At 66.9% G+C, this 24,191-nt stretch carries 27 protein-coding genes; 14 read left to right on the top strand and 13 right to left on the bottom strand.

What is annotated here, in order from left to right; all coding sequences use genetic code 11:
- Nucleotides 1–288: 288 nt before the first annotated feature.
- Nucleotides 289–2,751 (bottom strand): DNA topoisomerase (ATP-hydrolyzing) subunit B, encoded by a 2,463-nt coding sequence (gene gyrB / locus GON01_RS13595; protein WP_408640929.1) that lies wholly within the window; start codon nt 2,749–2,751, stop codon nt 289–291.
- Between the two features lie 101 nt (nt 2,752–2,852).
- On the opposite strand from gyrB, the gene GON01_RS13590 reads away from it, so the two are divergent.
- Nucleotides 2,853–3,323 (top strand): c-type cytochrome, encoded by a 471-nt coding sequence (locus tag GON01_RS13590; protein ID WP_157027913.1) that lies wholly within the window; start codon nt 2,853–2,855, stop codon nt 3,321–3,323.
- A gap of 25 nt (nt 3,324–3,348) precedes the next feature.
- On the opposite strand, the gene GON01_RS13585 is transcribed toward GON01_RS13590, so the two are convergent.
- Nucleotides 3,349–3,522 (bottom strand): hypothetical protein, encoded by a 174-nt coding sequence (locus GON01_RS13585; protein ID WP_157027912.1) that lies wholly within the window; start codon nt 3,520–3,522, stop codon nt 3,349–3,351.
- Nucleotides 3,523–3,625: 103 nt separating this feature from the next.
- On the opposite strand from GON01_RS13585, the gene GON01_RS13580 reads away from it, so the two are divergent.
- The 3 genes from GON01_RS13580 to GON01_RS13570 are packed head-to-tail and all read left to right on the top strand — an operon-like array spanning nt 3,626 to nt 5,769.
- Nucleotides 3,626–4,039, top strand: a complete 414-nt coding sequence (locus tag GON01_RS13580; RefSeq protein ID WP_157027911.1) for an ExbD/TolR family protein — start codon at nt 3,626–3,628, stop codon at nt 4,037–4,039.
- 49 nt (nt 4,040–4,088) lie between these two features.
- Complete coding sequence (locus tag GON01_RS13575; RefSeq protein WP_157027910.1) at nt 4,089–4,406, top strand: hypothetical protein; 318 nt, start codon at nt 4,089–4,091, stop codon at nt 4,404–4,406.
- Nucleotides 4,407–4,464: 58 nt separating this feature from the next.
- On the top strand, nt 4,465–5,769 hold the full coding sequence (locus GON01_RS13570) for an Nramp family divalent metal transporter (RefSeq protein ID WP_181599978.1): 1,305 nt from the start codon (nt 4,465–4,467) through the stop codon (nt 5,767–5,769).
- Nucleotides 5,770–5,787: 18 nt separating this feature from the next.
- Here the strand turns inward: GON01_RS13570 and GON01_RS13565 are convergent, their stop codons facing one another.
- Both GON01_RS13565 and GON01_RS13560 read right to left on the bottom strand, forming a co-directional pair.
- Complete coding sequence (locus tag GON01_RS13565; RefSeq protein ID WP_198159863.1) at nt 5,788–6,993, bottom strand: serine hydrolase domain-containing protein; 1,206 nt, start codon at nt 6,991–6,993, stop codon at nt 5,788–5,790.
- Between the two features lie 79 nt (nt 6,994–7,072).
- Nucleotides 7,073–7,975, bottom strand: a complete 903-nt coding sequence (locus tag GON01_RS13560; protein ID WP_157027908.1) for an OmpA family protein — start codon at nt 7,973–7,975, stop codon at nt 7,073–7,075.
- Nucleotides 7,976–8,212: 237 nt separating this feature from the next.
- On the opposite strand from GON01_RS13560, the gene GON01_RS13555 reads away from it, so the two are divergent.
- Both GON01_RS13555 and GON01_RS13550 read left to right on the top strand, forming a co-directional pair.
- A complete protein-coding gene (locus tag GON01_RS13555; RefSeq protein ID WP_157027907.1) occupies nt 8,213–8,635 on the top strand; it encodes a response regulator transcription factor in 423 nt (140 codons plus the stop codon).
- 95 nt (nt 8,636–8,730) lie between these two features.
- On the top strand, nt 8,731–9,279 hold the full coding sequence (locus GON01_RS13550) for a DUF4199 domain-containing protein (protein WP_157027906.1): 549 nt from the start codon (nt 8,731–8,733) through the stop codon (nt 9,277–9,279).
- Here the strand turns inward: GON01_RS13550 and GON01_RS13545 are convergent, their stop codons facing one another.
- Nucleotides 9,280–9,705, bottom strand: coding sequence for a surface-adhesin E family protein (locus GON01_RS13545; RefSeq protein ID WP_157027905.1), 426 nt, complete (start codon nt 9,703–9,705; stop codon nt 9,280–9,282).
- 143 nt (nt 9,706–9,848) lie between these two features.
- Here GON01_RS13545 and GON01_RS13540 point away from each other — a divergent pair, with 143 nt between their 5' ends.
- Nucleotides 9,849–10,052: a hypothetical protein gene (locus GON01_RS13540; protein ID WP_157027904.1), complete on the top strand. Its 204-nt coding sequence runs from the start codon at nt 9,849–9,851 to the stop codon at nt 10,050–10,052.
- Here the strand turns inward: GON01_RS13540 and GON01_RS13535 are convergent.
- A complete protein-coding gene (locus GON01_RS13535; RefSeq protein ID WP_157027903.1) occupies nt 10,049–10,891 on the bottom strand; it encodes an SDR family NAD(P)-dependent oxidoreductase in 843 nt (280 codons plus the stop codon). The two genes, GON01_RS13540 and GON01_RS13535, sit on opposite strands and share 4 nt — an antisense overlap.
- Nucleotides 10,888–11,286 carry a ribose-phosphate pyrophosphokinase gene (locus tag GON01_RS13530; RefSeq protein ID WP_157027902.1) on the bottom strand — a complete coding sequence of 133 codons (399 nt, stop codon included), beginning with the start codon at nt 11,284–11,286 and terminating at the stop codon, nt 10,888–10,890. The genes GON01_RS13535 and GON01_RS13530 overlap by 4 nt, the downstream gene beginning before the upstream one ends.
- A gap of 67 nt (nt 11,287–11,353) precedes the next feature.
- Here GON01_RS13530 and GON01_RS17070 point away from each other — a divergent pair, with 67 nt between their 5' ends.
- A complete protein-coding gene (locus GON01_RS17070) occupies nt 11,354–12,061 on the top strand; it encodes a PEPxxWA-CTERM sorting domain-containing protein (protein WP_232328848.1) in 708 nt (235 codons plus the stop codon).
- A 151-nt stretch (nt 12,062–12,212) separates the two neighbouring features.
- Here GON01_RS17070 and lepA read toward each other — a convergent pair whose 3' ends face one another.
- The gene (gene lepA, locus GON01_RS13520) at nt 12,213–14,021 is read right to left on the bottom strand and encodes a translation elongation factor 4 (RefSeq protein WP_157027901.1); all 1,809 of its coding nucleotides are present in this window, start codon (nt 14,019–14,021) and stop codon (nt 12,213–12,215) included.
- Between the two features lie 60 nt (nt 14,022–14,081).
- Between lepA and GON01_RS13515 the strand changes: the two genes are divergently transcribed.
- Nucleotides 14,082–14,810 (top strand): DUF72 domain-containing protein, encoded by a 729-nt coding sequence (locus tag GON01_RS13515; RefSeq protein ID WP_157027900.1) that lies wholly within the window; start codon nt 14,082–14,084, stop codon nt 14,808–14,810.
- A gap of 149 nt (nt 14,811–14,959) precedes the next feature.
- Nucleotides 14,960–15,769, top strand: a complete 810-nt coding sequence (locus tag GON01_RS13510; protein ID WP_181599977.1) for a CsgG/HfaB family protein — start codon at nt 14,960–14,962, stop codon at nt 15,767–15,769.
- Here GON01_RS13510 and GON01_RS13505 read toward each other — a convergent pair.
- A complete protein-coding gene (locus GON01_RS13505) occupies nt 15,766–16,332 on the bottom strand; it encodes an AAA family ATPase (protein WP_157027899.1) in 567 nt (188 codons plus the stop codon). The genes GON01_RS13510 and GON01_RS13505 overlap by 4 nt on opposite strands.
- Nucleotides 16,329–16,913 (bottom strand): nicotinamide riboside transporter PnuC, encoded by a 585-nt coding sequence (pnuC, locus tag GON01_RS13500; protein ID WP_181599976.1) that lies wholly within the window; start codon nt 16,911–16,913, stop codon nt 16,329–16,331. Before pnuC ends, GON01_RS13505 begins: the two co-directional genes overlap by 4 nt.
- 134 nt (nt 16,914–17,047) lie before the next feature.
- On the opposite strand from pnuC, the gene GON01_RS13495 reads away from it, so the two are divergent.
- A complete protein-coding gene (locus tag GON01_RS13495) occupies nt 17,048–18,352 on the top strand; it encodes an FAD-dependent oxidoreductase (RefSeq protein WP_157027897.1) in 1,305 nt (434 codons plus the stop codon).
- Here the strand turns inward: GON01_RS13495 and GON01_RS13490 are convergent.
- Nucleotides 18,339–19,007: a nitroreductase gene (locus GON01_RS13490; protein ID WP_157027896.1), complete on the bottom strand. Its 669-nt coding sequence runs from the start codon at nt 19,005–19,007 to the stop codon at nt 18,339–18,341. The two genes, GON01_RS13495 and GON01_RS13490, sit on opposite strands and share 14 nt — an antisense overlap.
- A gap of 82 nt (nt 19,008–19,089) precedes the next feature.
- On the opposite strand from GON01_RS13490, the gene GON01_RS13485 reads away from it, so the two are divergent.
- From GON01_RS13485 to GON01_RS13475, 3 genes are all read left to right on the top strand, one after another.
- The gene (locus GON01_RS13485; RefSeq protein ID WP_157027895.1) at nt 19,090–19,479 is read left to right on the top strand and encodes a four-helix bundle copper-binding protein; all 390 of its coding nucleotides are present in this window, start codon (nt 19,090–19,092) and stop codon (nt 19,477–19,479) included.
- 93 nt (nt 19,480–19,572) lie between these two features.
- Nucleotides 19,573–20,745, top strand: a complete 1,173-nt coding sequence (locus tag GON01_RS13480) for an acetyl-CoA C-acetyltransferase (protein WP_157027894.1) — start codon at nt 19,573–19,575, stop codon at nt 20,743–20,745.
- Between the two features lie 93 nt (nt 20,746–20,838).
- Nucleotides 20,839–21,621 carry an SDR family NAD(P)-dependent oxidoreductase gene (locus GON01_RS13475; protein ID WP_157027893.1) on the top strand — a complete coding sequence of 261 codons (783 nt, stop codon included), beginning with the start codon at nt 20,839–20,841 and terminating at the stop codon, nt 21,619–21,621.
- A gap of 83 nt (nt 21,622–21,704) precedes the next feature.
- On the opposite strand, the gene ppa is transcribed toward GON01_RS13475, so the two are convergent.
- Together ppa and GON01_RS13465 are read right to left on the bottom strand one after the other, a co-directional pair.
- Complete coding sequence (gene ppa / locus GON01_RS13470; protein ID WP_157027892.1) at nt 21,705–22,244, bottom strand: inorganic diphosphatase; 540 nt, start codon at nt 22,242–22,244, stop codon at nt 21,705–21,707.
- Between the two features lie 28 nt (nt 22,245–22,272).
- Entirely contained in the window at nt 22,273–24,180 is a 1,908-nt protein-coding gene (locus tag GON01_RS13465) for a M61 family metallopeptidase (RefSeq protein WP_157027891.1), read from the bottom strand.
- Nucleotides 24,181–24,191 lie beyond the last annotated feature (11 nt).

The following is a 24,191-nucleotide window of genomic DNA, read 5'->3' as shown; positions in this document are numbered from 1 at the left end:
AGACTACTCCCCGCGACTTAACTCCGAAATACAGAACATAGAACGAACATACGGGGTTTGGAGCGCGCAGGCTCGCAAACGAGCATCGAAGTCTCTGCCGTGATCGGGCCCGCGCTCACCATAGGGAATACCGACGCGAGATGACGTCGTGGCGTAACCCACGTGAAGGGTCACTCAGTGCATCACGCGGCGAGCGGGCGACCAAGGACATGAGGTGCTGCGGATTGCGGGCCGCAAAATACATCGCAAACTCTGCCTTTGCGAACCACTCGATCCGGGCAGAACCGCCTACACGTCCAGGTTCGCGACGCTCAGCGCATTCTCCTGGATGAACTCGCGGCGGGGTTCGACGACGTCGCCCATCAGGCGGGTGAAGACTTCGTCGGCCACGTCGGCCTGCGCGATCTCGACCTTCAGCAGCGAGCGCACGTCCGGGTCGAGCGTGGTTTCCCACAATTGCTCGGCGTTCATTTCGCCCAGCCCCTTGTAGCGCTGCACCGACAGGCCTTTGCGGCCGGCGGCGAAGATCGCGTCGAGCAACTCGGACGGCCGTGTGACCGCCGTGCCCTTCGGGTCCGCCGGCGCGTCGTCGCCGTCCTCGGCGGCGGCCGCCTTGGCGGAGACCAGCCGGGACGGCTGCGCGTAAGTGTCCGCCTGCTCCTTGGCGAGAATGTGCAGCTTGCGCGCCTCGGCCGAGCCCAGGAAGCTCGCCTCGATGATGTGATGGTCGGTCACGCCGCGCCACAGCCGTTCAAGATGATAGCCGCCTTCGGCCGCGACGCGTCCGGTCCAGCGCGCTTCCGGGTCGCTCCGGTTCAGCCATTCCGCCACCCGCGCGATCGCCTCGGACTTGGCCTCCGGGGTCATGTCCGGGGCGAGCGCGCCGTTCAGCGCCAGCGCCTCGACGATCCGCGGATCATAGCGCCGCGGCACATAGCCCATCAGCGCGCGCATCCGCCGCGCATGGTCGACCACCTGGCGCAGGTCGTCGCCGAAGCGCGTGCCTTCGGCCGTCTCCAGCCGCATCGCGTCGACGCCTGCGCCGATCAGATACTCGTCCATCGCCGCCTGATCCTTCAGATAGCTTTCGGACCGGCCGCGCGCGACTTTGTAGAGCGGCGGCTGGGCGATGTAGAGGTGGCCGTTCGCGATGATCTCCGGCATCTGGCGATAGAAGAAGGTCAGCAGCAGCGTGCGGATATGGGCACCGTCCACGTCCGCGTCGGTCATGATGATGATCTTGTGATACCGAAGCTTCTCGATGTTGAAGTCGTCGCGGCCGATGCCCGTGCCCAGCGCCTGGATCAGCGTGCCGATCTCCTTGGACGACAGCATCCGGTCGAAACGGGCGCGCTCCACGTTCAGGATCTTGCCCTTCAGCGGGAGGATCGCCTGGTAATGCCGGTCGCGGCCCTGCTTGGCGGAGCCGCCGGCTGAGTCGCCCTCGACCAGGAACAGCTCGGACTTGGCAGGATCGCGCTCCTGGCAGTCGGCGAGCTTGCCGGGCAGCGAGGCGATGTCCATCACGCCCTTGCGCCTTGTCAGCTCGCGCGCCTTGCGCGCCGCCTCGCGCGCCGCCGCCGCGTCGATGATCTTCTGGACGATCGCGCGCGCGTGCGCCGGGTTTTCCTCCAGCCACTCGTCCATCTTGTCCGCCATCAGCTGCTCCATCGGCTGGCGGACTTCGGACGAGACGAGCTTGTCCTTGGTCTGGGAGCTGAACTTCGGGTCCGGCAGCTTGACCGACACGATGGCGGTCAGGCCTTCGCGCATGTCGTCGCCGGTCAGCGTCACCTTTTCCTTCTTCAGCAGGCCCGAGCGCTCGGCATAATTGTTCAGCGTGCGCGTCAGCGCCGCGCGGAACGCGGCCATGTGCGTGCCGCCGTCGCGCTGGGGGATGTTGTTGGTGAAGGCGAGGACGTTCTCGTAATAGCTGTCGTTCCACTCCAGGGCGATGTCGATGCCGATCGCGTCGCGCTGCCCGTTGATCGCGATCGGATCGGGGAACAGCGGCGTCTTGGCGCGGTCGAGCCACTTCACGAAGGCGGCGATCCCGCCCTCGTAAAATAGGTCATGCTCGACCCGCTCCTCGTGGCGCGCGTCAACCAGCCGCAGCCGCACGCCCGAGTTCAGGAAAGCGAGCTCGCGATAGCGATGCTCCAATTTCTCGAAATCGAATTCGGTGACCTTGAACGTCTCAGGGGAAGGCAGGAAGGTGACGCGCGTGCCCTTCTTGCCCTCGGGCGCATCGCCCACCACCTTCAGCGGCGCGACCGCGTCGCCGTGGCGGAAGCGCATGTAATGCTCCTTACCGTCGCGCCAGATGGTCAGGTCCAGCCATTCGCTGAGCGCGTTCACCACCGACACGCCGACGCCGTGCAGGCCGCCAGAGACCTTGTAGGCATTGTCGTCGGAGGTGTTCTCGAACTTCCCGCCCGCGTGCAGCTGGGTCATGATGACCTCGGCCGCAGACACGCCCTCTTCCGGGTGGATGCCGACGGGGATGCCGCGGCCATTATCCTCGACGGAGACGGAGCCGTCGGGGTTCAGCTGGATCAGAATGAGGTCGCAATGCCCGGCCAGCGCTTCGTCGATCGCGTTGTCGGAGACCTCGAACACCATGTGGTGGAGGCCGGAGCCGTCGTCGGTATCGCCGATATACATGCCGGGCCGCTTACGGACCGCGTCCAGGCCCTTCAGCACCTTGATCGAATCGGCGCCGTAACTGTTCGCATTGGGGGAGCTTTCCATGCCGAGCATATAGGAAGCGGCGTCTCGAAACGGAAGCAAAATGGCCGGTTTTCCACAGCCGAAAGGACCGCTAGACCGGGCGGGAATACTGGGAGGGCAGCATGAAGGCGGGCGCGGTCATCGGCATTGCGATCGGCATATTCGCGGCGTTCGGCACGGCGCGCGCGGCGCCGCGCGGCGGCCTCTCGGTTCCAGCCGACCAGGTCGTCGCGGCGCGGCGCGCGGCGATGGCCATGTCCGGCGTCACGCTCGCCGCGCTGAAGGCGCAGGCCGGGGCCGAGGATCTGAAGCGCGCCGGCTTCCCCGCACGCGGGCTCGACGCCTGGGCGAAAGCCTTGCCAGGCATGTTCCCGCCGGGCAGCGACATGACGTCCAGCGAGGCGCTGCCAGCGGTCTGGGCCGATCGCGCCGGCTTCGATGCGGCCGCGCGGTCGTTCGTCACCGCCACCGCCGCGCTCGCCCCCGCCATTTCCGCCAACGACAAAGCTGCCTATACGGCCGCTCTTGACCAGGTCGACAAGACGTGCTCCGCCTGCCACGACAAGTACCGCAAGCCGCGGGAAAAACGCTGAACGCCGGCTGCGGCCGGAACCGGCCTCAGGAGCTGAAGCCGGTGAAGGTCTGCGCGATCTCTTCGCCGCTCTGAGTGGCCCAGTCGCGGGCACTGGCGGTGGTGTCGAACAGCTTCACCGTCAGCATCCCGTGATTGAACGCCCGGTCGCAGACCAGGGTCAACGCCAGCGCGATCGACATGGACGTGATCAGCTTCATGCGATCCGGCATAAACGGAACTGCTTAAGGAAAGGCGAAGGATCGCGCTTGCGCATTGGTTAGTGATGTGATGTTATCACATTAATTATTGAGGGAGGATGGGATGCGCCGTACTTTTGTTGCTGCCCCCGAATTCCGGCCGTTCGCGCAGATGAACACGACTCCGCTGATCGACGTGCTGCTGGTGCTGCTGATCATGTTCATCCTGACCATCCCGGCGCAGACCGACAAGGTCGCCGTCGACCTGCCCCGGCAGCGTCCCGGGCCGCCGGTACAGTTGGAAGCGCACCGCCTCGCGATCGCCGCCGATGGCACGCTCCGCTGGGATGGCACGCCGATCAGCGGCGCTGCGCTGGCAGCGCGGCTGCGCGCGATAGCCGCGCGGCCGGACGCCGTTCTTCAGCTCGAATCCGCCGCCGAGGCGCGCTACGCCCGCTTCGACGCGGTGCTGGCCGAAATAAAACGCGCCGGAATCACCCGCTTGGGCTTCGTCGGCAACGACCGCTTCCCTATATAAGGTGCAGCCGCGCGGGGCCGACCGGTTCGAGCGCGGGTGGAGGTAAGCAATGTCGATGAGGGAACCGGGCGCGGACGAGCGCTCAGGGGGCGGGTCCGCCCCGGTGCCGACGCGCGAACAGGCGGTGGCCGAATTCAAGCGGAAGATGATGTGGATCACGCTGGGCGGAATCATCCTAGCCGCCGCCGCGCTCTGGTACCTGTCGCTGTTCGGACCGCTGCGCGCCCACATGGTCGTCGCGACGATCGCGGGCGTGTTCCTGTCGGTCGTGGTTGGCTGCGGCCTGTTCGCCGCGGCCTTTTTCAGCGACCAGAGCGGCCATGACCGCGACGTCACCGACGCCACCCGGCAAAAGAAGCTCGACTGATTCCTGAACCCGAATAGCGGTCGGGGGTTCAGCGTCTCGTCGTAGCGTGCGAGGCCTCGTGAACCGCCCGATCCGAGAACCGCTGGAATCGGATACCCAGGCTGAGGCGCCTCCGCCGCCTCCAGGGCTGCTGAAGCTGGTCGGCGCCGGCATCGTCACCGGCGCTGCCGACGACGATCCTTCCGCGATCGGGACCTACGCGAGCGCGGGCGCGCGCTACGGGCTCGGCTTCCTGTGGATCGCCCCCGTCCTGCTGCCGATGATGTACGTCGTCACCTACCTGTCGGCGAAGGTCGGGCAGGTGTACGGCAAGGGACTGTTCGCCTGCATCCGCGACCAATTCCCGCGCTGGGTGCTGGTGCCGATGGTTGTGCTGGCCTTTGCCGGCAACATCATCGAGGCCGCGGCGGACCTGGGCGGCATCGCCTCTGCGCTGAACCTGCTGGTGCCGGTGCCGATCCCCGCGATCGTGGTCGCCGCCGCCGCGCTGATCTACGGCGTCCAGTATTTCGGTTCCTACACGCTGATCCGCGCGATGTTCCGCTGGCTCGCGCTGGTGCTGTTCGCCTATGTCGCCGCCGCGGTGATGGCGCGGCCCGACCCCATCGAGGTGCTCCGCGCGACCTTCCTGCCCCGCATCCACTTCGATACCGAGTTCCTGGCGCTGGTGGTCGCCTGCATCGGCACGTCGCTTTCCGCCTACATCTATACCTGGCAGTCAAACCAGGAAGTTGAGGAGCAGATCGCGATCGGCCGCCGCCAGCTGTGGCAGCGTAAAGGTGCCAGCCGGCGCGAGATGAAGCGGACCAGCCGCGACGTGCTGACCGGCATGATCTTTTCCAACCTGATCCTCTATTTCATCATCCTCGCCACCGGCCTGACGTTGCACCCGGCCGGCCAGCACCAGATCGAGACCGCCGCCCAGGCCGCCGCCGCGCTGGAGCCGCTCGCCGGCGACGCCGCCAAATACCTGTTCGCGGCCGGCGTGATCGGCGTCGGCTTCCTCGCCGTGCCGGTGATGACCACCGGCGCCGCCTACGATATCGTCCAGGGCCTCGGCCGCCAGGGCAGCCTGCACGACGATCCCAGTGACAACCGCCTGTTCTACGGCGTGATCGCGCTGGTGACCGTGTTGGCGATGGGGCTCAATTTCCTCGGCTTCAATCCGATGCGGGCGCTGGTCTGGTCCGGCATCGTCCAGGGCTTTTCGGTGCCGCCGCTCCTGTTCCTGATGATGCTGCTCACCAACAGCCGCCGCGTCGTCGGCGCGCGCACCAACAGCCGCTGGACCAATTTCCTCGGCTGGGCGACGACGGCGATCACGTTCCTGTGCACCGCCACGCTGGTGATCAGCTGGTTCTGATGGGGCGTGGTTTGGCGGTCACGACTTCCCGGCGTGGTCGCCATATTCCCAGTCGAACGGCACGCCGGTGTCGCCCAGCACCGCTTTGACCAGCTCCCCGACGCCCGCTTCGGCGCGGACATCGTTCGACATCAGCAGCACGCAACTCCGGCTCCGTTCGATGCAGACCATCATGTTGGCGGTCTGCTCGTCGTGCCCGCCCTTGAAGAAGCCGGGACCCTGTGGCCCCCTAAAGACAATCACGCCGAGGCCGGCGGCCAGGTTCTTGTGGCGGCGCGAGACCGGCAGCTCGGGCGCGAAGTTCGGAAATTGGTGCGCCGTTCCGATCGGCAGTTGCGCCTTCAGTATCTCCGCATAGGCTTTCGCGCTGAGCCCCTCGTTTCGGACAAGGGCTGCGACAAACTTCGAGAGATCGGCGATCGTCGTGTCCATCGATCCGGCGACGCGGACCTTCGACCGCTCGTCGTGCGGAACCGCTGCGCCGTGATCGTTGAACCCGTCGGCCAGGTTCGGCCGGAATTCGGGGCGCCACATCAGGCTGGTGCGGGCCATGCCCAGTCGCGTGAAGCTCGACTGGGTAAGCGCGCCCAGGTCGAGGCAGAGCCCCATGTCCTTGCGCCCGTTCTCGATCACGAACTGCAGCAGGATCATGCCCTCGCCGGAATAGCTGTAGCGCGTGCCCGGATCGAAATGGATGCGCAGCTTCTGGTCCGGCTCGTCCCACCAGAAATTGGGAAAGCCGGTGGAATGGGTCAGCACCGTCCGCGCGGTGATCCGCCGCCAGCGCGGATCACCGGCCAGATCGCGATAGGGGCCGTATTTGCCGGGATAGATCGCCTCGGTGTCATAGTCCGGCAGCGGCTTGTCGAGATAATCGGCGAGAGGCCTGTCGAGCGCGATCGTCCCGCGGTCGACAAGCTGCAGCACCGAATAGGCAAACACGGTCTTGGTCAGCGAGGCGCCGTACATGACCGTGTCGGGAGTCAGCGGATCGCCCGCCGCATCGCGCACGCCATAGGCCTGCACGTAGCGAACGCGCCCGCCCTTGATCACGGCCAAGGCCAGTCCCTTGGCGCCGGTGCGCGCCATCACCCGATGAACGGCCGAATCTATCGCGGAGACCTTGCCGGCCGGCAAGCCGCCCTCCATCGCAGCGGGCGGCTGAAGCAGAACCAGCAGCGGCAGCAGCCAGGTCTTCATCGCCGGGATAGTAACGACAACCACCGCGCCCGCAACGGGTGGAGGGCGGCCATCGACGCTTCCCCGGCGGGAACCGAGGGTGGGCAAAGCCCACCCCGGCGCCTCACATGCCGTCCACGGCCTTGCTGACCAGGATATTCACCGCGACGCGGCGATTCTGTGCCTTGCCCTCGACGGTGTCATTGCTCGCCGCCGGGTCCGACTCGGCCATTCCGGTGGGGGTCAGCATGCGATAAGGTTTCCAGCCGCAGGCCTGTTGAAGGTAGTTGACGACGCTGCCCGCGCGCTTTTCGCTCAGCTGCTGGTTGAATTCCTGGCTTCCCGTCGAATCGGTGTAGCCCACGACGAGCAGCAGGGCGTTATCCATCGCGTCGGCCGCTGCTGCCGTGGCGCAGAGATCGTTCTTTGCCTGAGCGGACAGCGCTGCCTTGCCGGTATCGAAGTTCACGTTCGTCGTGCTTTTGACGTTATACTGGTCGATATCCCCCATGCGGCCGCGCAGTGCCTCCGTTGCCGCGGCGTTCTGCGCGATTGCCGCACCCTGTTCGCCGAAGCGCTGGTCGGTGCCGTTCCGGATCATCGAGGCGGCCTTGAGGTCCTTGCTTTTCAGATCGATCTGGCTCGCCACCAGGACACCACCCGATTGCATCGTCTTGACGGTGACGGGTAGGCCGTTGAGCAGCGCGTCCGCGGTCAGCTTGCTGCGGTTGAGGCCCAGGAACCCACCGCTGCTCTTGATCCGGGTGGCGTCGTTGAAGGCAATGACCGTGTCGCTGCCGTCGGCGGTCGTGATCTTCATCGTGTCCCGGCTGCGCGCGGAAATGATGCCTTCGATCTCCGGCCCCGGGGCCATCGCAGCCGCATCAAGCGCGGGCGAGCCGTTTACAGTTACAGCGCTGTCGGCCTCTGGCAGCTCTTGCGGCTGCTGGGCCAGGCTCGCCGAAGCCGACCCGGCCAGCAAGGCAAGCGGCAGGAGAACTCTTGGACTCTTGGACATGACAGTCATTGCGCGACTCCTCCGAAGTTCATGTGCCGGGCGTGCGTGGTTTAAGCTTCCGCCCGGCTGCAGGCTTGATCGCGCACCTCCACCTTGCGGGCACATGAACGTGCGTGGCATCGCGGGTGGTGGTTAGGTCAATTCGAGCGGATCGTGGGGCGAACCGATGCAGGTCATGCCGCATCACCCTCTGGGCCGCTTCCCAACCCCAATTGAGCACGCGCCGCACCGGCGCTAGCCTGCGTCATGGCCTTGCCTGCACTGAAGCGGATCCTTGCCTATGGCGCGCTGCTCGCCGCCGGCGCCTTCGCGTTGCAGTGGCTCGACTATCAGCGGCTCGCCCGCACCCGCACCGGGGAGCTCTACGGTTTCCTGATCGCCGCCGCCTTTCTGGCGCTCGGCGTCGCGATTGGCGTCCGGCTGTTCGCGCCGCGTGCCGCTCCGTTCGACGGCAACCCGCTCGCCGTCGCCGCGCTCGGCATCAGCCCGCGCGAGATGGCTGTGCTGCGCCAACTGGCCGACGGCCGCTCGAACAAGGAAATCGCGGCGATGCTCCACGTCTCGCCGAACACGGTGAAGACGCACGTCGCGCGGCTGCTCGAGAAGCTCGACGCTCGCCGCCGCACCGAAGCGATCGCCCGCGCCCGCGAATTGGGCCTGCTGCGCTGATTTTTTTCGGGCGATCGCGACCAAATCACCCATTCGGGCGATTGCGTCCGCCGGCGATCGGCGCATCCTCGGCCACTCACCAAGGGGAGGGTGCGATGCTGAAGCGAATCCTGATCTACGGCACCATGGCCGGCTTGGCGGTCGGCGCCATGCTCTACGCCACCACCGCGGCGCCTTGGGGCATGCCGCACGGCGCCGTAGGCATGCTGATCGGCTACACGACGATGCTGATTGCGCTGAGCCTGGTCTTTGTCGGCATCAAGCGGCAGCGCGACGATGCCGGCGGCGGCGTGATCGGCTTCTGGCCCGCCTTCGGCATGGGACTCGGCATCAGCGCGGTTGCCGGCATTTTCTACGTACTGGCGTGGGAGCTCGCCCAGGCGACGACGGTGTCCGGCTTCATCGACAGCTACACGGCGGCGCTGATCGCGGACAAGAAGGCGTCGGGCGCCAGCGCGGCCGAGCTCGCCCGCTATGCCGCCGAGATGAAGGCGTTCGCCGCCCAATATGCGGACCCGCTGTTCCGCCTGCCGATGACGTTCGCGGAAATCTTCCCGGTCGGCGTGCTGGTATCGCTGGTTTCGGCGGCCCTGCTCCGCAACCCGCGCTTCCTGCCGGCCCGGCGCGAACCGGCGCCGGCTTGATCAGCGCCTTTTGCGGGGCGGAGGAGGAGGTGGCGGCCGCAGCCTGCAGGCGCCCTCCACCACCGTTTCACCGGTGGTGCCGGGTGTCGGCGGGTTGATGCGCTGCATCGCCAGCTCCTCGCCGTCGCGCTGGTTGGCGATGACTTGCCCGGCGCCGTTCAGCGACACCGTTTCGATCACAGCTGATTCGCCGCTGCGGCAGTCGATCAGCTCCAGATGCCGCTCTTCGACCGTGCCGTCGCGCTTGGCCGGCACATAGCGGATGCGCCACCAGACGCGCTGCTGCGCCCGCCAGGTGAGCGAGGCGCGGTCGATTTCGATCGCGCCGCCGCCGGCCCCCGTTCCGACCGCCGCCCAGCGCGGCATCGGCGCCGCGGCCGCCGCGGGCATGGCCAGCACCGCGATCAGCATCCATATGGGTCTCATCGCATTAACCTCCCTTGTCAGGACGCCATTAACACGGCGTGCGGCTTCTGCCGTGCGTTCGATCACATATCCTTATGTCGGCTGGCGGACAGATTCGCGGTCGGGCCTGTGCTAGTAAGACCGCTGTCGGGGGGTCGTTGTGCGTGGCCGAGTATAAGCTTTACTGCCTGGACCCCAAGGGTCGCATCCAGCGTCGCCACGAATTCGAGGCGGCGGACGATGCCGCCGCGATTGCCGGGGCGCGCACCGAATTTCCTGACGAGACCTGCGAGCTCTGGTGCGGCACGCGCAAGATCGCGCTGATCCCGGCCGGCCGCGAGCCTGTCCTCGCCCGCCCCGTCGCTTAGGCGATCGTCCGGCTGACGGGGGCCGGCTCCGGCCGCCCTCCCTGCTCGCGTTCCGCCGCCAGGCGCGCGCCTTCCCTGGCCAGCATGTCGAACAGCCGCTCGGGATCGCTGAAGCGCAGCGCCGCGGCATGCGCTTCCGCCCCTTGCGCAACCAGGATTTCGCGTTCTCCCGCGGCGATGCCGGCCAGGATTCGCCGCGCGCATTCCGCCGGGTCCATGCCAGCCTCGATGTTAGGGTCCGATGCGCCGCGCGCCGAGCCGTCGGCCAGCAGCGCGTTGGCCGCGACCCGGGTGCGCACCGATCCCGGCAGCACCGTCGTCACGCTGATGCCATAGGCCTGCTCGACCTCGGCACGCAGCGCGTCCAGATAGCCGATCAGCCCGTGCTTCGCGGCGCAATATCCGGTCCTCAGCACCGTCCCGATCCGCCCGGCGACCGAGCTGATGCCGATGATGTGGCCGGAGCGGCGGGCCGCCATGCCGGGCAGCACCAGCTGGGTCAGCCAGATCGGCGCCAGCAGGTCGGTCTCGACGATCGTGCGATACACTTCGGGCCGCGTGTCGACGGCCAGACTGCGCTGGCTGATCCCGGCATTGTTGACCAGCACGTCGATCACGCCGGCCTCCGCCGCGACGCGCGGCAGCGCCGCCCAGTCGGTAGCGTCGAACGGCAGGATCGCGGCGTCCGGCTGCACCCGTGCCGCCACCTGGGCCAGCGCGTCTCGCCGCCGGCCTGACAGCACCAGCCGCGCGCCTTCGGCCGCAAACGCTTCAGCCAGCGCTGCACCTATTCCCGACGAGGCGCCGGTGATCCACACTCGCTTGCCCCGAAAGCTCATCCGCGCTCCTCCCAATAATCGAAGGCCTGTCCCTGCAGCTCGCGGACCAGCGCGCGTGCCTGCGGCCCGGTCCAGTCGCCTTCATGGCCGAGCGGATCGGCCCGCGCCACCCACCAACCCTGGCCGGGCAGCCCGTCCGATTCGCGCACCACCAACACTGCCAGCTCCGGCTCTCCGGCACCCGCGCCGGCCTCGTCGATCCGCCCCAGCACCGCGCAGAGCGCCCGCATCTTCGGCCGGGTGAAGCGGTGGCCCAGGCCCGCCAGCATCTCCGAATAGGAGACCGCGCGCCGCTCCCGCGCCGCCGCGACCAGCAGCGCACGCACCGCGGCCACGTCGAACGCCGCAGCCCGTCCCGTCCCGACACAGTCCCCGATTGAGACAGCGTTAACCATAACCCTCTCCCGCGCTGGGCCTGCGCATGCGCCACAAGGGGGCGTGTTGCATAGGGGAGTCGCGATTATGAAGATGCGTTCGTTGCTTGCCGCGGCCGTGCTTGCCGCCGCCGTGCCGAGCGGCGCCCAGGCCGCCGCCTACACCATCACCGGCTACAGCTTCGCGCCCGGCTCGCTGACCGGGAACATCAAGTACACGCCCACCAATCTCAGCCTCAACGTCGGCATCGGCCGGCTGAACCTGACGGGCACGGAGCAGGGGAGCGGCGATACCGCCAGCTTCCTCACCTACTGCATCGACATCTTCCACACGCTGACGGTTCCCGCGACGTTCGACGTGCTGCCGATCGGCGCGCTGATCCCGGATGCGACCAAGCAGACGCGGCTGCTGACGCTGATCGGCAACGCAAACGCGGTGATCGCGCACGCGTCGAACAAGACGGAGGCGACCGCCGCGATCCAGCTCGCCACCTGGGAGATCGTCAACGAGAACACCGGCAGCTACGGCTTTGCGACCGGCACCTTCCGCTCGTCCGGCGGCAACAGCGACGGCGCCCGCGCGCTCGCCATGACCTATCTGGACGGGATCACCAGCGGCGCCTGGGGCACCCCGCAGAGCGGCTCGCTGAAGCTGTTCCATTCGGCGACCAGCCAGAGCCAGGTGCTGACCGCGGTGCCGGAGCCCGCCACCTGGGCAATGATGATCGCCGGCTTCGGGCTGGTGGGCGGCGTCGCCCGCCGCCGCCAGCGGTCGACGACGGTCGTCTACGCCTGATAAAAGAGCGCCCGGGTCGCTGGGCCAACGGGGGTGAAGGAACGGCGCGGGTATTGCTCCCGCGCCGTTTTCGCTTTCCGATTCCCGCCACGCCGCGAAGACCAAGGTCAAGCCGGGCCTGGGCGACCGCTTGGACCGGTGAAGCTGGCGCCTAGCTTTCATCCCCCATCCGCAGGGCCGCGATGAACGCCTCCTGCGGAATCTGCACGGACCCATATTCCCGCATCCGCTTCTTGCCCTCTTTCTGCTTCTCCAGCAGCTTGCGCTTCCGCGTGATGTCGCCGCCATAGCATTTGGCCGTCACGTCCTTCCTCAGCGCGGCGATCGTCTCGCGGGCGATTACCTTGCCGCCGATCGCGGCCTGGATCGGGATTTTGAACAGGTGTCTCGGGATCAGGTCCTTCAGCCGTTCGCACATGCCGCGGCCGCGCGTCTCGGCGGTGCCACGGTGGACGATCATGCTCAGCGCGTCGACCGGCTCGTTGTTCACCAGGATCGACATCTTGACCAGGTCGCCCTCGCGATAGCCGATCTGGTGATAGTCGAAGCTCGCATAGCCGCGGCTGATCGATTTCAGTCGGTCGTAGAAATCGAACACCACTTCGTTCAGCGGCAGCTCGTAGGTCAGCTGCGCACGGCCGCCGACGTAAGTGAGGTTCTTCTGGATGCCGCGCCGGTCCTGGCACAGCTTCAGGATCGCGCCCAGATATTCGTCGGGCACATAGATGGTCGCCTCGATCCACGGCTCCTCGATCGTATCGATCTTGTTCGGGTCCGGCATGTCGGCGGGGTTGTGGAGCTCGATCGTGCGCGCCTCCGCTTCGCCGGCACTGCGAGTCAGGTTGAGCCGATAGACGACGCTGGGGGCGGTCGTGATCAGGTCCAGGTCGTATTCGCGGGTCAGCCGCTCCTGGATGATTTCCAGGTGGAGCAGCCCCAGGAAGCCGCAGCGAAAGCCGAAGCCCAGCGCGGCACTCGTCTCCATCTCGAAGCTGAAGCTGGCGTCGTTCAGGCGCAGCTTTGAAATCGATTCCCTGAGCTTCTCGAAATCATTGGCGTCGACCGGGAACAGGCCGCAGAACACGACCGGCTGCACTTCCTTGAAGCCGGGCAGCGGGGCATCGGCGGGGCGGCGGGCGTCGGTCAGCGTATCGCCGACCCGGGCCTGCGCCACGTCCTTGATCTGGGCGGTGATGAAGCCGATCTCGCCGGGGCCGAGCTCCGGCAGGTGCTCGATCTTGGGGCGGAACACGCCAACCCGGTCGACCAGATGCTGGGTGCCGGCCTGCATGAACTTGATCTGCTGGCCCTTCTTCAACGTGCCGTCGATCACGCGCACCAGGATCACGACGCCCAGATACGGGTCGTACCAGCTGTCGACCAGCATCGCCTTGAGCGGCGCGCCGGCGTCGCCCTTGGGCGGGGGAATCCGGGCGACGATCGCGTCCAGCACTTCGTCGATGCCGATGCCGGACTTGGCGCTCGCCAGCACCGCGTTGCTCGCGTCAAGGCCGATGATCTCCTCGATCTCGGCGCGCACCTTTTCGGGCTCGGCGGCGGGAAGGTCGATCTTGTTGATGACGGGCACGATCTCATGGTCGTGCTCGATCGACTGATAGACATTGGCCAGCGTCTGCGCCTCCACGCCCTGGGCGGCATCAACAACCAGTAGGGCGCCTTCGCAAGCGGCGAGCGAGCGGCTCACTTCATAGGCGAAGTCGACATGGCCCGGCGTGTCCATCAGATTCAGGACATAGCCGTTCCAGTCCAGGCGCACGGTCTGCGCCTTGATCGTGATGCCCCGTTCCTTTTCGATGTCCATATTGTCGAGGACTTGCGCGGACATTTCACGGTCGGACAGGCCGCCGGTCCGCTGGATCAGGCGGTCGGCCAGAGTCGACTTGCCATGGTCGATATGCGCGATGATGCTGAAGTTACGGATGCGGGAAAGGTCGGTCATGTCGCGGGGCCGTTAGCAGGGGGCGGGGAACGGGGGAAGCATGCCGCGCGTCATTCGGACATGACGGCGTGGCGCATCGGGACTGCGGGCTGGACGATCCCGCGCGCTGCCGCCGATGGTTTCCCGCGCGAGGGCAGCGCATTGCAGCGCTATGCTGCGCGGCTGAGCGCGACGGAAATCAACTCCAGCTTCCACCGGCCGCACCGGCCGTCGACGTACGCGCGCTGGGCCGACAGCGTGCCTGCGGGCTTTCGCTTCGCGGTCAAGCTCCCGAAGGCGATCACGCACGTCCGCCGCCTCGCCGGCTGCGGCGATCTGCTCGCGGCCTTCGCGGCGGAGATCGCGGCGCTGGATGGAAAACGCGGCCCCACCCTCGTGCAGCTTCCGCCAAGCCTGGCGTTCGACGCCGGCCTGGCGGCGGCCTTCTTCGCCGATGCCGGCAACGCCCTGACCGGCGCACTCGTTTGCGAACCGCGGCACCCGAGCTGGTTCACGCCCGCCGCCGACGCTCTGCTCGCGAAGCACCGCGTCGCCCGGGTTGCGGCCGATCCCGGCTCGTTGGCGGACGCGAGTATGCCCGGCGGCTGGCACGGCCTGGCTTATTTCCGGCTGCATGGCTCGCCGCGCGTTTACTGGTCTGCCTATGACGAGGACGCGCTCCGGCTGTGGGCGGAACGCGTGCGCGGAGCGGCGCCGGAGGTTTGGGTGGTGTTCGACAACACGGCCGGGGGCGCCGCTACGGCCAATGCGCTACGCTTCCTCGAACTGGCCGAGGTCGAGCCAGAATAGCGTCGCAATCCAGCCGCTTCTGCAGTATCGTCGAACAAAAGGGGTCGCACATCGCAAAACCTGTGACTGGGGTCACACGCCCGTGGCTTCGGCCGCGCTAGGGCGCATCCGGATTCGGACCAAGCGCCTGGGTTTAGGGAGACTTTGAAGTGCGCAACCTGATTTCGATTTTCGCGGCCGCGACCATTCTCGCGACCACGCCGGCCGCCGCCCAGACGGCGACCTCATCTTCGGGCAGAACCTACAAGGACGGCACCACGAAGGGCGCCTCGTCCGGGCGCCGCGACCAGGAACGGGGCGAGCGCCAGATCCCGGTCTGCAGCCGCAAGCTCGGCACCGTCGCCATCGTCGAGCCGGACAATCAATGGTGGCGTGAGCTGAACCTGGGCAGCCCGGAAGCGATTCTGAAGGTGTTCGTCCAGCAGTCTGGCTGCTTCACCATCGTCAATCGCGGCCGCGCGATGGCGAGCCGCAATTTTGAGCGCGCCATGGCCGATTCGGGCGAGCTGCAGGCCGGCTCGAACCTGGGCCGCGGCCAGGTGAAGACCGCCGACTATTATCTGCAGCCGGACATCGTCAGCTCGAACAAGAATTCGGGGGGCGGCGGGCTCGGCGGCGCGCTCGGCGGCTTCCTCGGCCGCTCGACCTTCGGCTCGATCCTCGGCGGCATTTCGGTCAAGAAATCGGAAGCGAACGTGACGCTTTCGATCGTCAATGCCCGTACCACCGAGGAAGAAGCACTGACCCAAGGCTATGCCCGCAAGTCGGACGTCAGCTTCGCGGGCGGCGGCGGCGCCGGCTGGTGGGGCGGTTTCGCCGCGGCCGGCGGGGGCGGCTACCAGAATACCGAGATCGGGCAGGTGATCGTGCTCGCCTATCTCGACGCCTATACCAAGCTGGTGACGCAGCTGGGCGGCCTGCCGGAGAATGCGGCGGCGGCGGCGCCCCAGGCCCGCTAGCCTACGTCGCGACGGGTCGCGCGCCGGACATCGTCGGGGAAGCAGCCGCGCTCGGCGGCTTCCCCGATCGCCTTCATGGCATTGTCGAAGCGCGCATTGCCCTGGCCGCCGACCAGCGCCCAAGGCAGGCCGCGCCGCTCCAGCTCCGCGCGCGACAGGTCGAAGAATTTCCTGCGCAGCTCTTCGCTGCCAAACATCCGCGTGCCGTCCGCGACCCAGGGCAGGTCGATGTCGAACATCAGGTAGAAATCGGCCGTGTCGGTGAAGCGATCGAACCAGGGATCGCGCTCGCCGAACAGCATGTCCGCCCAGACCGCGGTCATCAGCGGATCCGTGTCGAGCACCAGCCAGGGCGGGCGCCGATTCAGCGCCTCGCGGGTCGCCGCCATATGGCCTTTCGCGATCGCGATCAGGTCGGTCATGGTGAAGCCGATGCCCTTGGCTTCGGACCAGGTCCGGCCGAACTCGGCCACGTAAAGGCCGCCGAGCGCTTTCGCAATGCGCGGGCCCAGCGTCGACTTGCCGGTGCTTTCCGGGCCATGCAGACAGATGGTGCGGGTCATGCCGGCATCGCCCCGCGTTCAGCCAGCAGCGCCTTGCGCCAGCTCAGCAGTCCGACGCCTGACAGGATCAGGAACATTGTATAAAGTATCGCGGTCAGCATCAGACCCTTGGCCGCATAGACGCCGATCGCGACCACGTCGACAGCAATCCACAAGACCCAATTCTCCAGATAGCGCCGGGCCATCAGGAGCTGGGCCGAAACGCTCGTCATCGCAATGAACGCGTCCCACCAGGGCAGGGCGGCGCTCGTGTAGCGGTGCATAACGGCGCCCCAGACCAGCGTCGCCCCCGTAATTGCCGCAATCCAGCCGATGCGGCCGCCGGCGGAGAGCAGCAGCACCTCGACCTCGCCGCTTTGGGCTTCGGATTTCAACCAGTTCCACCAGCCGTAAAGCTGGACGATGAAGAAAAAGGCCTGCAGCCCGACATCGCTATACAAGCGCACGTCAGGCTGCGCGAAGATCCACGCGTAGATCGCGACCATCGCCAGCCCGAACGGGTAATTCCAGACGCTGCGGCGGACGATCAGCGAGATATTGATCAGGCCCAGCAGCACGGCCAGCGCTTCCAACGGTCTCACCGCCGTCCCCCTATCACCGCGCGCCACGCCGCCGACCGGCTTCGCGACGAACGCCCCGATTCGTTCGACCGCGAGCGGGCTTGCGCTCCCCTGCCGTCCCGTTAGCATCCGATGCCATAGGGCGGGAGAGCGGAATGCGCCACGTCGCGGTGATCGGGTCGGGTCCGGCGGGTTTCTATACGGCGGAAGCGACGTTGAAGGCGTTCGGTGACGGCGTGTGCGTCGACCTGATCGACCGGCTGCCCGTCCCTTACGGCCTGATCCGTTTCGGCGTCGCGCCCGACCACCAGTCGATCAAGGCCGTCTCGCGACGCTACGAGCAGGTCGCGCTGACTCCGCATGTGCGGTTCGTCGGCAACGTGACGGTGGGACAGGACGTCTCGATCCCGGAGTTGCAGTCGCTGTACGACGCGGTCGTGCTTGCGACCGGCGCACCGCACGACCGGCCACTGGACATCCCGGGCAGCGACCTCGCTGGCGTGGTGGGATCGGCGGCGTTCGTCGGCTGGTACAATGGCCATCCCGATTTCGTCGACCTCGACCCGCCGCTTCTGGGTCCGGGAGCGGTGGTTGTCGGCAACGGCAATGTCGCGCTCGACGTCGCCCGCATTCTTTCCAAGACGCGCGCGGAGTTCGAAGGGTCGGACATCACCGCCCACGCGCTCGACGCGCTTCAGGTGTCGCGGATCGCCCGCATCACTTTGCTCGGCCGGCGCGGGCCGCATCAGATCGCGATGACACCGAAGGAACTGGGCGAGCTGGGGCATCTGGAACGGGCGCAGCCGCGCGTCGACCTTTCCGACTTTCCGGCCGCGGGCGACGACGCCTTGCTCGAGCCGGGCATGCGCAAGTCGGTCGGTCATCTGCGCGACTTCGCCGCGACTCCCCCGACCGGCAAGCCGGTTACGATCGACTTCGACTTCTTCGCGATGCCGGTCGCGATCGAAGGGCGGGCCGGGCGCGCGGAGCGGGTGATCGTCGCGCGCACGAGGCTCGACGCGGAGCTGCGCTCGGTGCCGACCGGAGAGACCTACGCCGTGCCGGCCTCGCTGGTGGTCAGCTGCATCGGCTACAAGACTCCGCCGATCGAGGGCGTGCCGTACGAACATGGCCGCGGACGCTTCGCCAACAGCGACGGCCGCATCCTGCCCGGCCTGTACTGTGTCGGCTGGGCGCGTCGCGGGCCGACCGGCACTATCGGCACCAACCGGCCGGACGGCTATGCGGTCGTCGAGCTGATCGCGACCGACACGAACGACGACAGCGGCAAGGCGGGGCCGGACGGATTGAACGCCTTGCTCGCTGCCCGCGGCGCGGACGTCGTCACCTTCCGCGACTGGCAGAAGATCGAGGCCGCCGAGGCCGCGCGCGCCCGCGACGGCAGCCCACGGGAGAAGTTCGTCTCCATCGACGAGATGATCGCCGCTAGTCGAACCTGAAGCTCGCCCATTCCTGCACCGGCGCACGGCTGCTGCGCAGGCGGTTGGCGGGCTCGTCCGGGTCCTCGTAGCCGATCGCCATGCCACAAAAGAGCATCCGTTCCGGCGGGGTTCGGAGGAACCGCGTCACTGTCTCGGGATACATCGCCCAGCATTCCTGCGGGCAGCAAGCGAGGCCGGCGTCGACGATCAGCAGCATCAGCGTCTGCAGATACATGCCGAGGTCGGACCATTGCGGCGGGCCCATGCCGCGGCCGACGGTGCAGAACAAGGCGACCGGCGCCCCGAAGAACGCAAAGTTGCGCGCGAACCAGGCGCGGCGCGCCGGCCGATCCTCGCGCGGAATGCCGACATGGCCGTACATCGCCTCGCCGATCTCGAACCGCCGGGTGCGGTACGGATCGTCGAGCTCCAGCGGATAGATGTCGTAGGCGGGTTGTTCGCGCTCCCCGGCCATGATCTTCGCGGCGATCTCGCGCTTGAATGCGGCCAGCGCGGCGCCCCCCACCACGTCGATATGCCAGGACTGCAGGTTGCCGCCGGACGGGGCCCGCGCGGCGAGCTCGACCAGCCGCCGGATCAGCGCCGGATCGACCGGCTTGTCCAGGAACCCGCGGACGGAACGGCGGGCGAGCACGGCTTCGGCGACAGTCATGCCCTTGTCATAAGGGCGCTCGTTCCGCCTTGCCAATCAACTCGATCCGGCCTGGATCGTTGGATGAGCGAGGAGGATCGCAATGTCGCTTGAGAAAATGATCGCGCTTCACCCGGACGTCGCCGGCAACGTCAATGCGGAGCTCGCCACTGCCGCCCGGCATGCGATGCTCTGTACCCTGTTCTGCACCTCGTGCGCGGATGCATGCATCGCCGAAGACATGGACATGACGCAGTGCATCCGCACCTGCCTGGACTGCGCTGATATCTGCGCAGCGACGTCGCGAATGGCGGTCCGTCGCGCCGGGCAGAACATCGCGATGCTCCGCGCGCAGGTGGAGACCTGCATCCGCGCCTGCGAGTTCTGCGCTGAGGAATGCGACAAGCATGACCACGATCATTGCAAGCTGTGCGCGACCATGTGCCGCGAATGCGCCGATGATTGCCGCAAGGCGCTGCCCACGATCCAGTGATGGGCCTCTCCCTAACGTAAACGTAAATTCCCGCTTGCCCGGGATGCGGCGATGCGCGATGCATCGGCGCACACGGACAATGGGAGTTCTGGGATGGCCGAGGCCTATATCGTCGATGCAGTGCGGACCGCGGGCGGCAAGCGGGGCGGCAAGCTCGCCGGCTGGCATCCGGTCGACATGGCCGCTTCGGTGCTGGACGCGCTGGTCGAGCGGACTGGCGTCGACGGCGGCGCGGTCGAGGACGTGATCATGGGCTGCGTGATGCAGGGCGGCCAGCAGGCAGTGCAGGTCGGCCGCAATGCGGTGCTGGCGTCGAACCATCTGGGCGAGCGCACGCCCGCCGTTACGATCGACCGGCAATGCGGCTCCTCGCAGCAGTCGATCCAGTTCGCGGCGCAGGCGGTCATGTCCGGCACCCAGGACGTGGTGATTGCCGCCGGCGTCGAATCGATGACGCGCGTGCCGATGGGCTCAACCGTCGCGTTCCACGCCAAGGAAGGGCTCGGCACCTACAAGTCGCCGGGGCTGGAGGCGAAATATCCGGGCGTCCAATGGTCCCAGTTCATGGGCGCCGAGATGATGGTGAAGAAGCACGGCTTCGCCAAGGAGGACTTGGACCGCTTCGCGCTCGCGTCGCACCAGAAGGCCAAGGCGGCGACCGAAGCGGGCCGCTTCGACAGGGAGATCGTGGCGCTGGAGATCGAGACGCCCGAAGGCACCGAACTGCACCGGGTCGACGAAGGCATCCGCTTCGATGCGACGCTGGAGGGCATTGCCGGCGTGAAGCTGCTGCAGGAAGGCGGCGCGATCACCGCCGCGAGCGCCAGCCAGATCTGCGATGGCGCATCGGCCGTGCTGATCGTCTCGGAAGCGGCGCTGAAGGCGCACAACCTGACGCCGCTCGCCCGCATACACAATCTGACCGTCACCGCCGGCGATCCGGTGATCATGCTGGAAGAGCCGCTGTTCGCCACGGACAAGGCGCTTAAGCGGGCGGGGCTTCGGATCGAGGACATCGACCTTTATGAAGTCAACGAGGCGTTCGCGCCGGTGCCGCTCGCCTGGTTGAAACACACCGGAGCCGATCCTGAGCGACTGAACGTGCACGGCGGCGCGATCGCGCTCGGCCATCCCCTCGGCGCCTCGGGCACCAAGCTGATGGCCACGTTGCTGAACGCACTGAAGGCACGCGGCGGCCGCTATGGGCTGCAGACGATGTGCGAAGGCGGCGGCGTCGCCAACGTGACGATCGTCGAGCGGCTCTAAGGGTTCAACCGACAAGAGAGACCGTTCGTATCGAGCGTAGTCGAGATACGCTTCTCGACTACGCTCGAAGCGAGCGGAGAAGGGGAGATGAGAATGAAATTGGGAAGTGACATCGCCGCGGTCGTAACCGGCGGCGCCTCGGGCCTCGGCGCGGCGACAGCGCGGTCGCTGGCGGCGAAGGGGGTGAAGGTCGCGATCTTCGACCTTCAGGCCGGCAAGGGTGAGGAGGTCGCGCGCGAGATCGGCGGCGTGTTCTGCGAAGTGAACGTGACATCGGACGAAAGCGTCGACGCCGGCTTCGCCAAGGCCCGCGAAGCGCACGGGCAGGAACGGATCCTGGTCAATTGCGCGGGCGTCGGCAACGCGATCAAGACCGCCAGCCGCTCCAAGGAAGACGGCTCGATCAAGCATTTCCCGCTGGATGCGTTCAACTGGATCATCCAGATCAACCTGGTCGGCACCTTCCGCTGCATCGCCAAGTCGGCGGCGGGCATGCTGACGCTGGAGCCGCTGGACAGCGGCGAGCGCGGCGCGATCGTCAACACCGCGTCGGTCGCGGCCGAGGACGGGCAGATGGGCCAGGCGGCCTATTCGGCGTCCAAGGGTGGCGTGGTCGGCATGACGCTGCCGATCGCGCGCGATCTGATGAGCGAAGGCATTCGCGTCAACACGATCCTGCCCGGCATCTTCGACACGCCGCTGCTCGCCGCCGCCCCGCAGAACGTTCGCGATGCGCTCGCCGCCTCGGTGCCGTTCCCGAAACGGCTCGGCCGGCCGGACGAGTATGCCCAGCTTGCGCTGACGATGATCGAATGCGGCTATTTCAACGGCGAGGATGTGCGGCTGGACGGCGCGATCCGGATGGCGCCACGGTGATGTAACCCGCCGTCACCCCGGACCCACCTTCTCTTCTCGTGCGCAAAAAAAGGTAGGCCCCGGCTCAAGGCCGGGGTGACGGTTCAATTGCCCTTCGCTGCCTTCGCACGTTCGATCGCTTCGACCACGATCCGGCGCGCGGTTTCGGCGCCTTCCCAATGGCCGATGCGGACCCACTTCTTGGCCTCGAGGTCCTTGTAGTGGGTGAAGAAGTGCTCGATCTGCTGGGCGACGATCTCGGGCAGGTCGCTGCGCTCTTCCACCTTGGTGTAGTAGGGGAAGGTGTCATCGACCGGGACGGTCAGCAATTTCTCGTCGCCGCCGGCTTCGTCTTCCAGCATCAGCACCGCGATCGGGCGGACGCGGACCACGCAGCCGGGAATGAAGGGCGAGCGCGCGACGACCAGCGCGTCGAGCGGATCGCCATCCGGCGACAGTGTGTGCGGAATGAAGCCGTAGTTCGCAGGATAGCGCATCGGCGTGTGCAGGATGCGGTCGACGAACAGGGCCCCCGACTTCTTGTCGAACTCATATTTCACCGGCTCGCCGCCGACCGGCACTTCGATGATGACGTTGAGGTTGTGCGGCGGCTCGTCGCCGCACGGGATCAGGTCGATATTCATGTGTCTGTCTCGAAACTGAAGGGTCAGCTCATCTGGGCGTGAGCAGCCTGTCCAGCGCACCCTCTCCGGTGCCGAATTTTTCGAGGCGCGGGTAGCGCAAGCCGCCGTGCCAGTCGAGCGGGAGCGTGCGATACTGGTCGAAATTGCGCACCAGCAGCTGAATCGGCTCCTTGGCCGACGCAGCGGCGGTGATCGCGTCCTTGATCACCTCGGCCGAATAGGGCTTGCCGTTCACCGCCGCGATCTCGGTGCCGACGGTCAGCCCCGCCTTGTAAGCTGGACTGTCCCAGATCACCGACGAGATCTTGCGGTCCTTGTCCACCGAAAAGCCGCCCGAGAAGCTGAGGTCGGTGCCTTTGGAGCGCTTCTCCGCATCCTTGAAGAACGGCGTCGGCTCCGCCGTGTAGACCAATTTATAGCCGCTCGCAGTGAAGCCGGTCAGCGGCGCGCCCTCGGCATGTTCGAACAGCCGCTTGTCGAGCAGCCCGGCCCAGTCATAAGGCGCGATGCCGTTCAGCGTGCGGACGATGTCGTCGAGCGTGTAGGTGACGACGCCCCAGTCCCGGTCGCCAATGCCGAAAAAGGCGCGGGCGAAATCGTCCATGCCGCGCCGGCCATCGGTCAGGCGGCGGAGCGTCGCGTCGACTTCCAGCCAGACCAGCATGCCTTCGTTGTAATAATCCTCCGACCGCTGCCAGCTGACCCAGCCCTTGGGGCGTCGCGCGGAGATGATCGGGTCGTAGGTGGTGTCCTCCAGCCCGCGCCATTCGCGCGCCGGCCGCTGGTCGAGCGTGGCAGCGATCGAGGCGAGCGCGTCCAGCGTCTCCTGCTTGGTGAACAGGCCGGAGCGCGCGCCCAGCACATAACCCCAGAATTGCGTCTGCCCCTCATAGACCCAGAGCAGGCTGTTCTTCGTGGGCGTGTTGTGATCGGGCGTCCATAGGCCGGCCGGGCGGCGGAATTTGCCGTTCCAGCTATGCGTGAACTCGTGCGCCAGCAGGTTGCGGCGACCCGGCCCGTCGTTCCACTTGGTGAAATATTCCGGGTTCGCGCCGTTCTCGGAGCTGCGGTGATGCTCCAGCCCGATGCCCCCCATCTCGTCGGTTAGCGCGAGCAGGAACTCGTATTTGTCGTAATGCTGCGCGCCGAACAGCTTGACCGCCTGCTCGACGAGGCGCCGGTGCGTCTCGATCTGCTCGGGCGTCGCGGCGAGATCTGCTGGCTCGTCGGCGACGATGTTCAGCCGGACGTCGGGCGTCAGCTGCTCCTGCCGGGCATATTTGCCGGCGAAGACCGGTGAATCGAGCAGCGTCTCGTAGCTCGTCTTTTCATAGCGATAGACGCCGCCAGCCACGTCGGACGGCAACCCGGAGAAAGCGCGCCAGCCTTCGGGATAGCGCGCGGTCGCCTGGATCGGGATCTGCCGGGCGTAGTAGCCGGCCGGGTAGAGCGACACCGAGTTCCACTGCAGGTTCAGCATCGCCGGCGTGGCGACGATTCGGCCCTGGCTCGGCGCCGTGGCTGAGAGGAATTGAAACGACAGCTCGACCGTCTTCGCGCCCTGCGGCACGTCGATATGGAAGGCATAGACGTCGTACGGATCGCGCCGCCACGGCACAGTCTTGCCGTTCGCGGTGACGACCAGGTCGGCAAGCTTGTCGATCTCGCCGCGCGGCGCATGGTTACCCTGCAGCCATTTGGGAAAGAGCAGGGTCATCGGCCCCGGTTTGTCGACCGGGATCGATTCCTTCACACGGAAGATTCCGCGCGCGACGTCGGTCGCGTCGACGTCCAGCCGGATCGTGCCGGGATAGGGCTCGTCCTTCGACTGCGGAACCTGGGCGATCGCGGGAATCGCCTCCGGCCGGCTGTTCTCGGCGAGAAGCGGAGCGGCGGCGACCAGCGAGGTGGCGAGGAGGAGCGAGCGGATGATCATGACGGCTCGCT

The organism is Sphingomonas horti, assembly GCF_009753715.1.
Classification (GTDB): Bacteria; Pseudomonadota; Alphaproteobacteria; order Sphingomonadales; family Sphingomonadaceae; genus Sphingomonas_B; species Sphingomonas_B horti.
The sequence above is the reverse complement of the archived record's forward strand: the minus strand, read 5'-3'. Positions and strand labels throughout refer to the sequence as shown.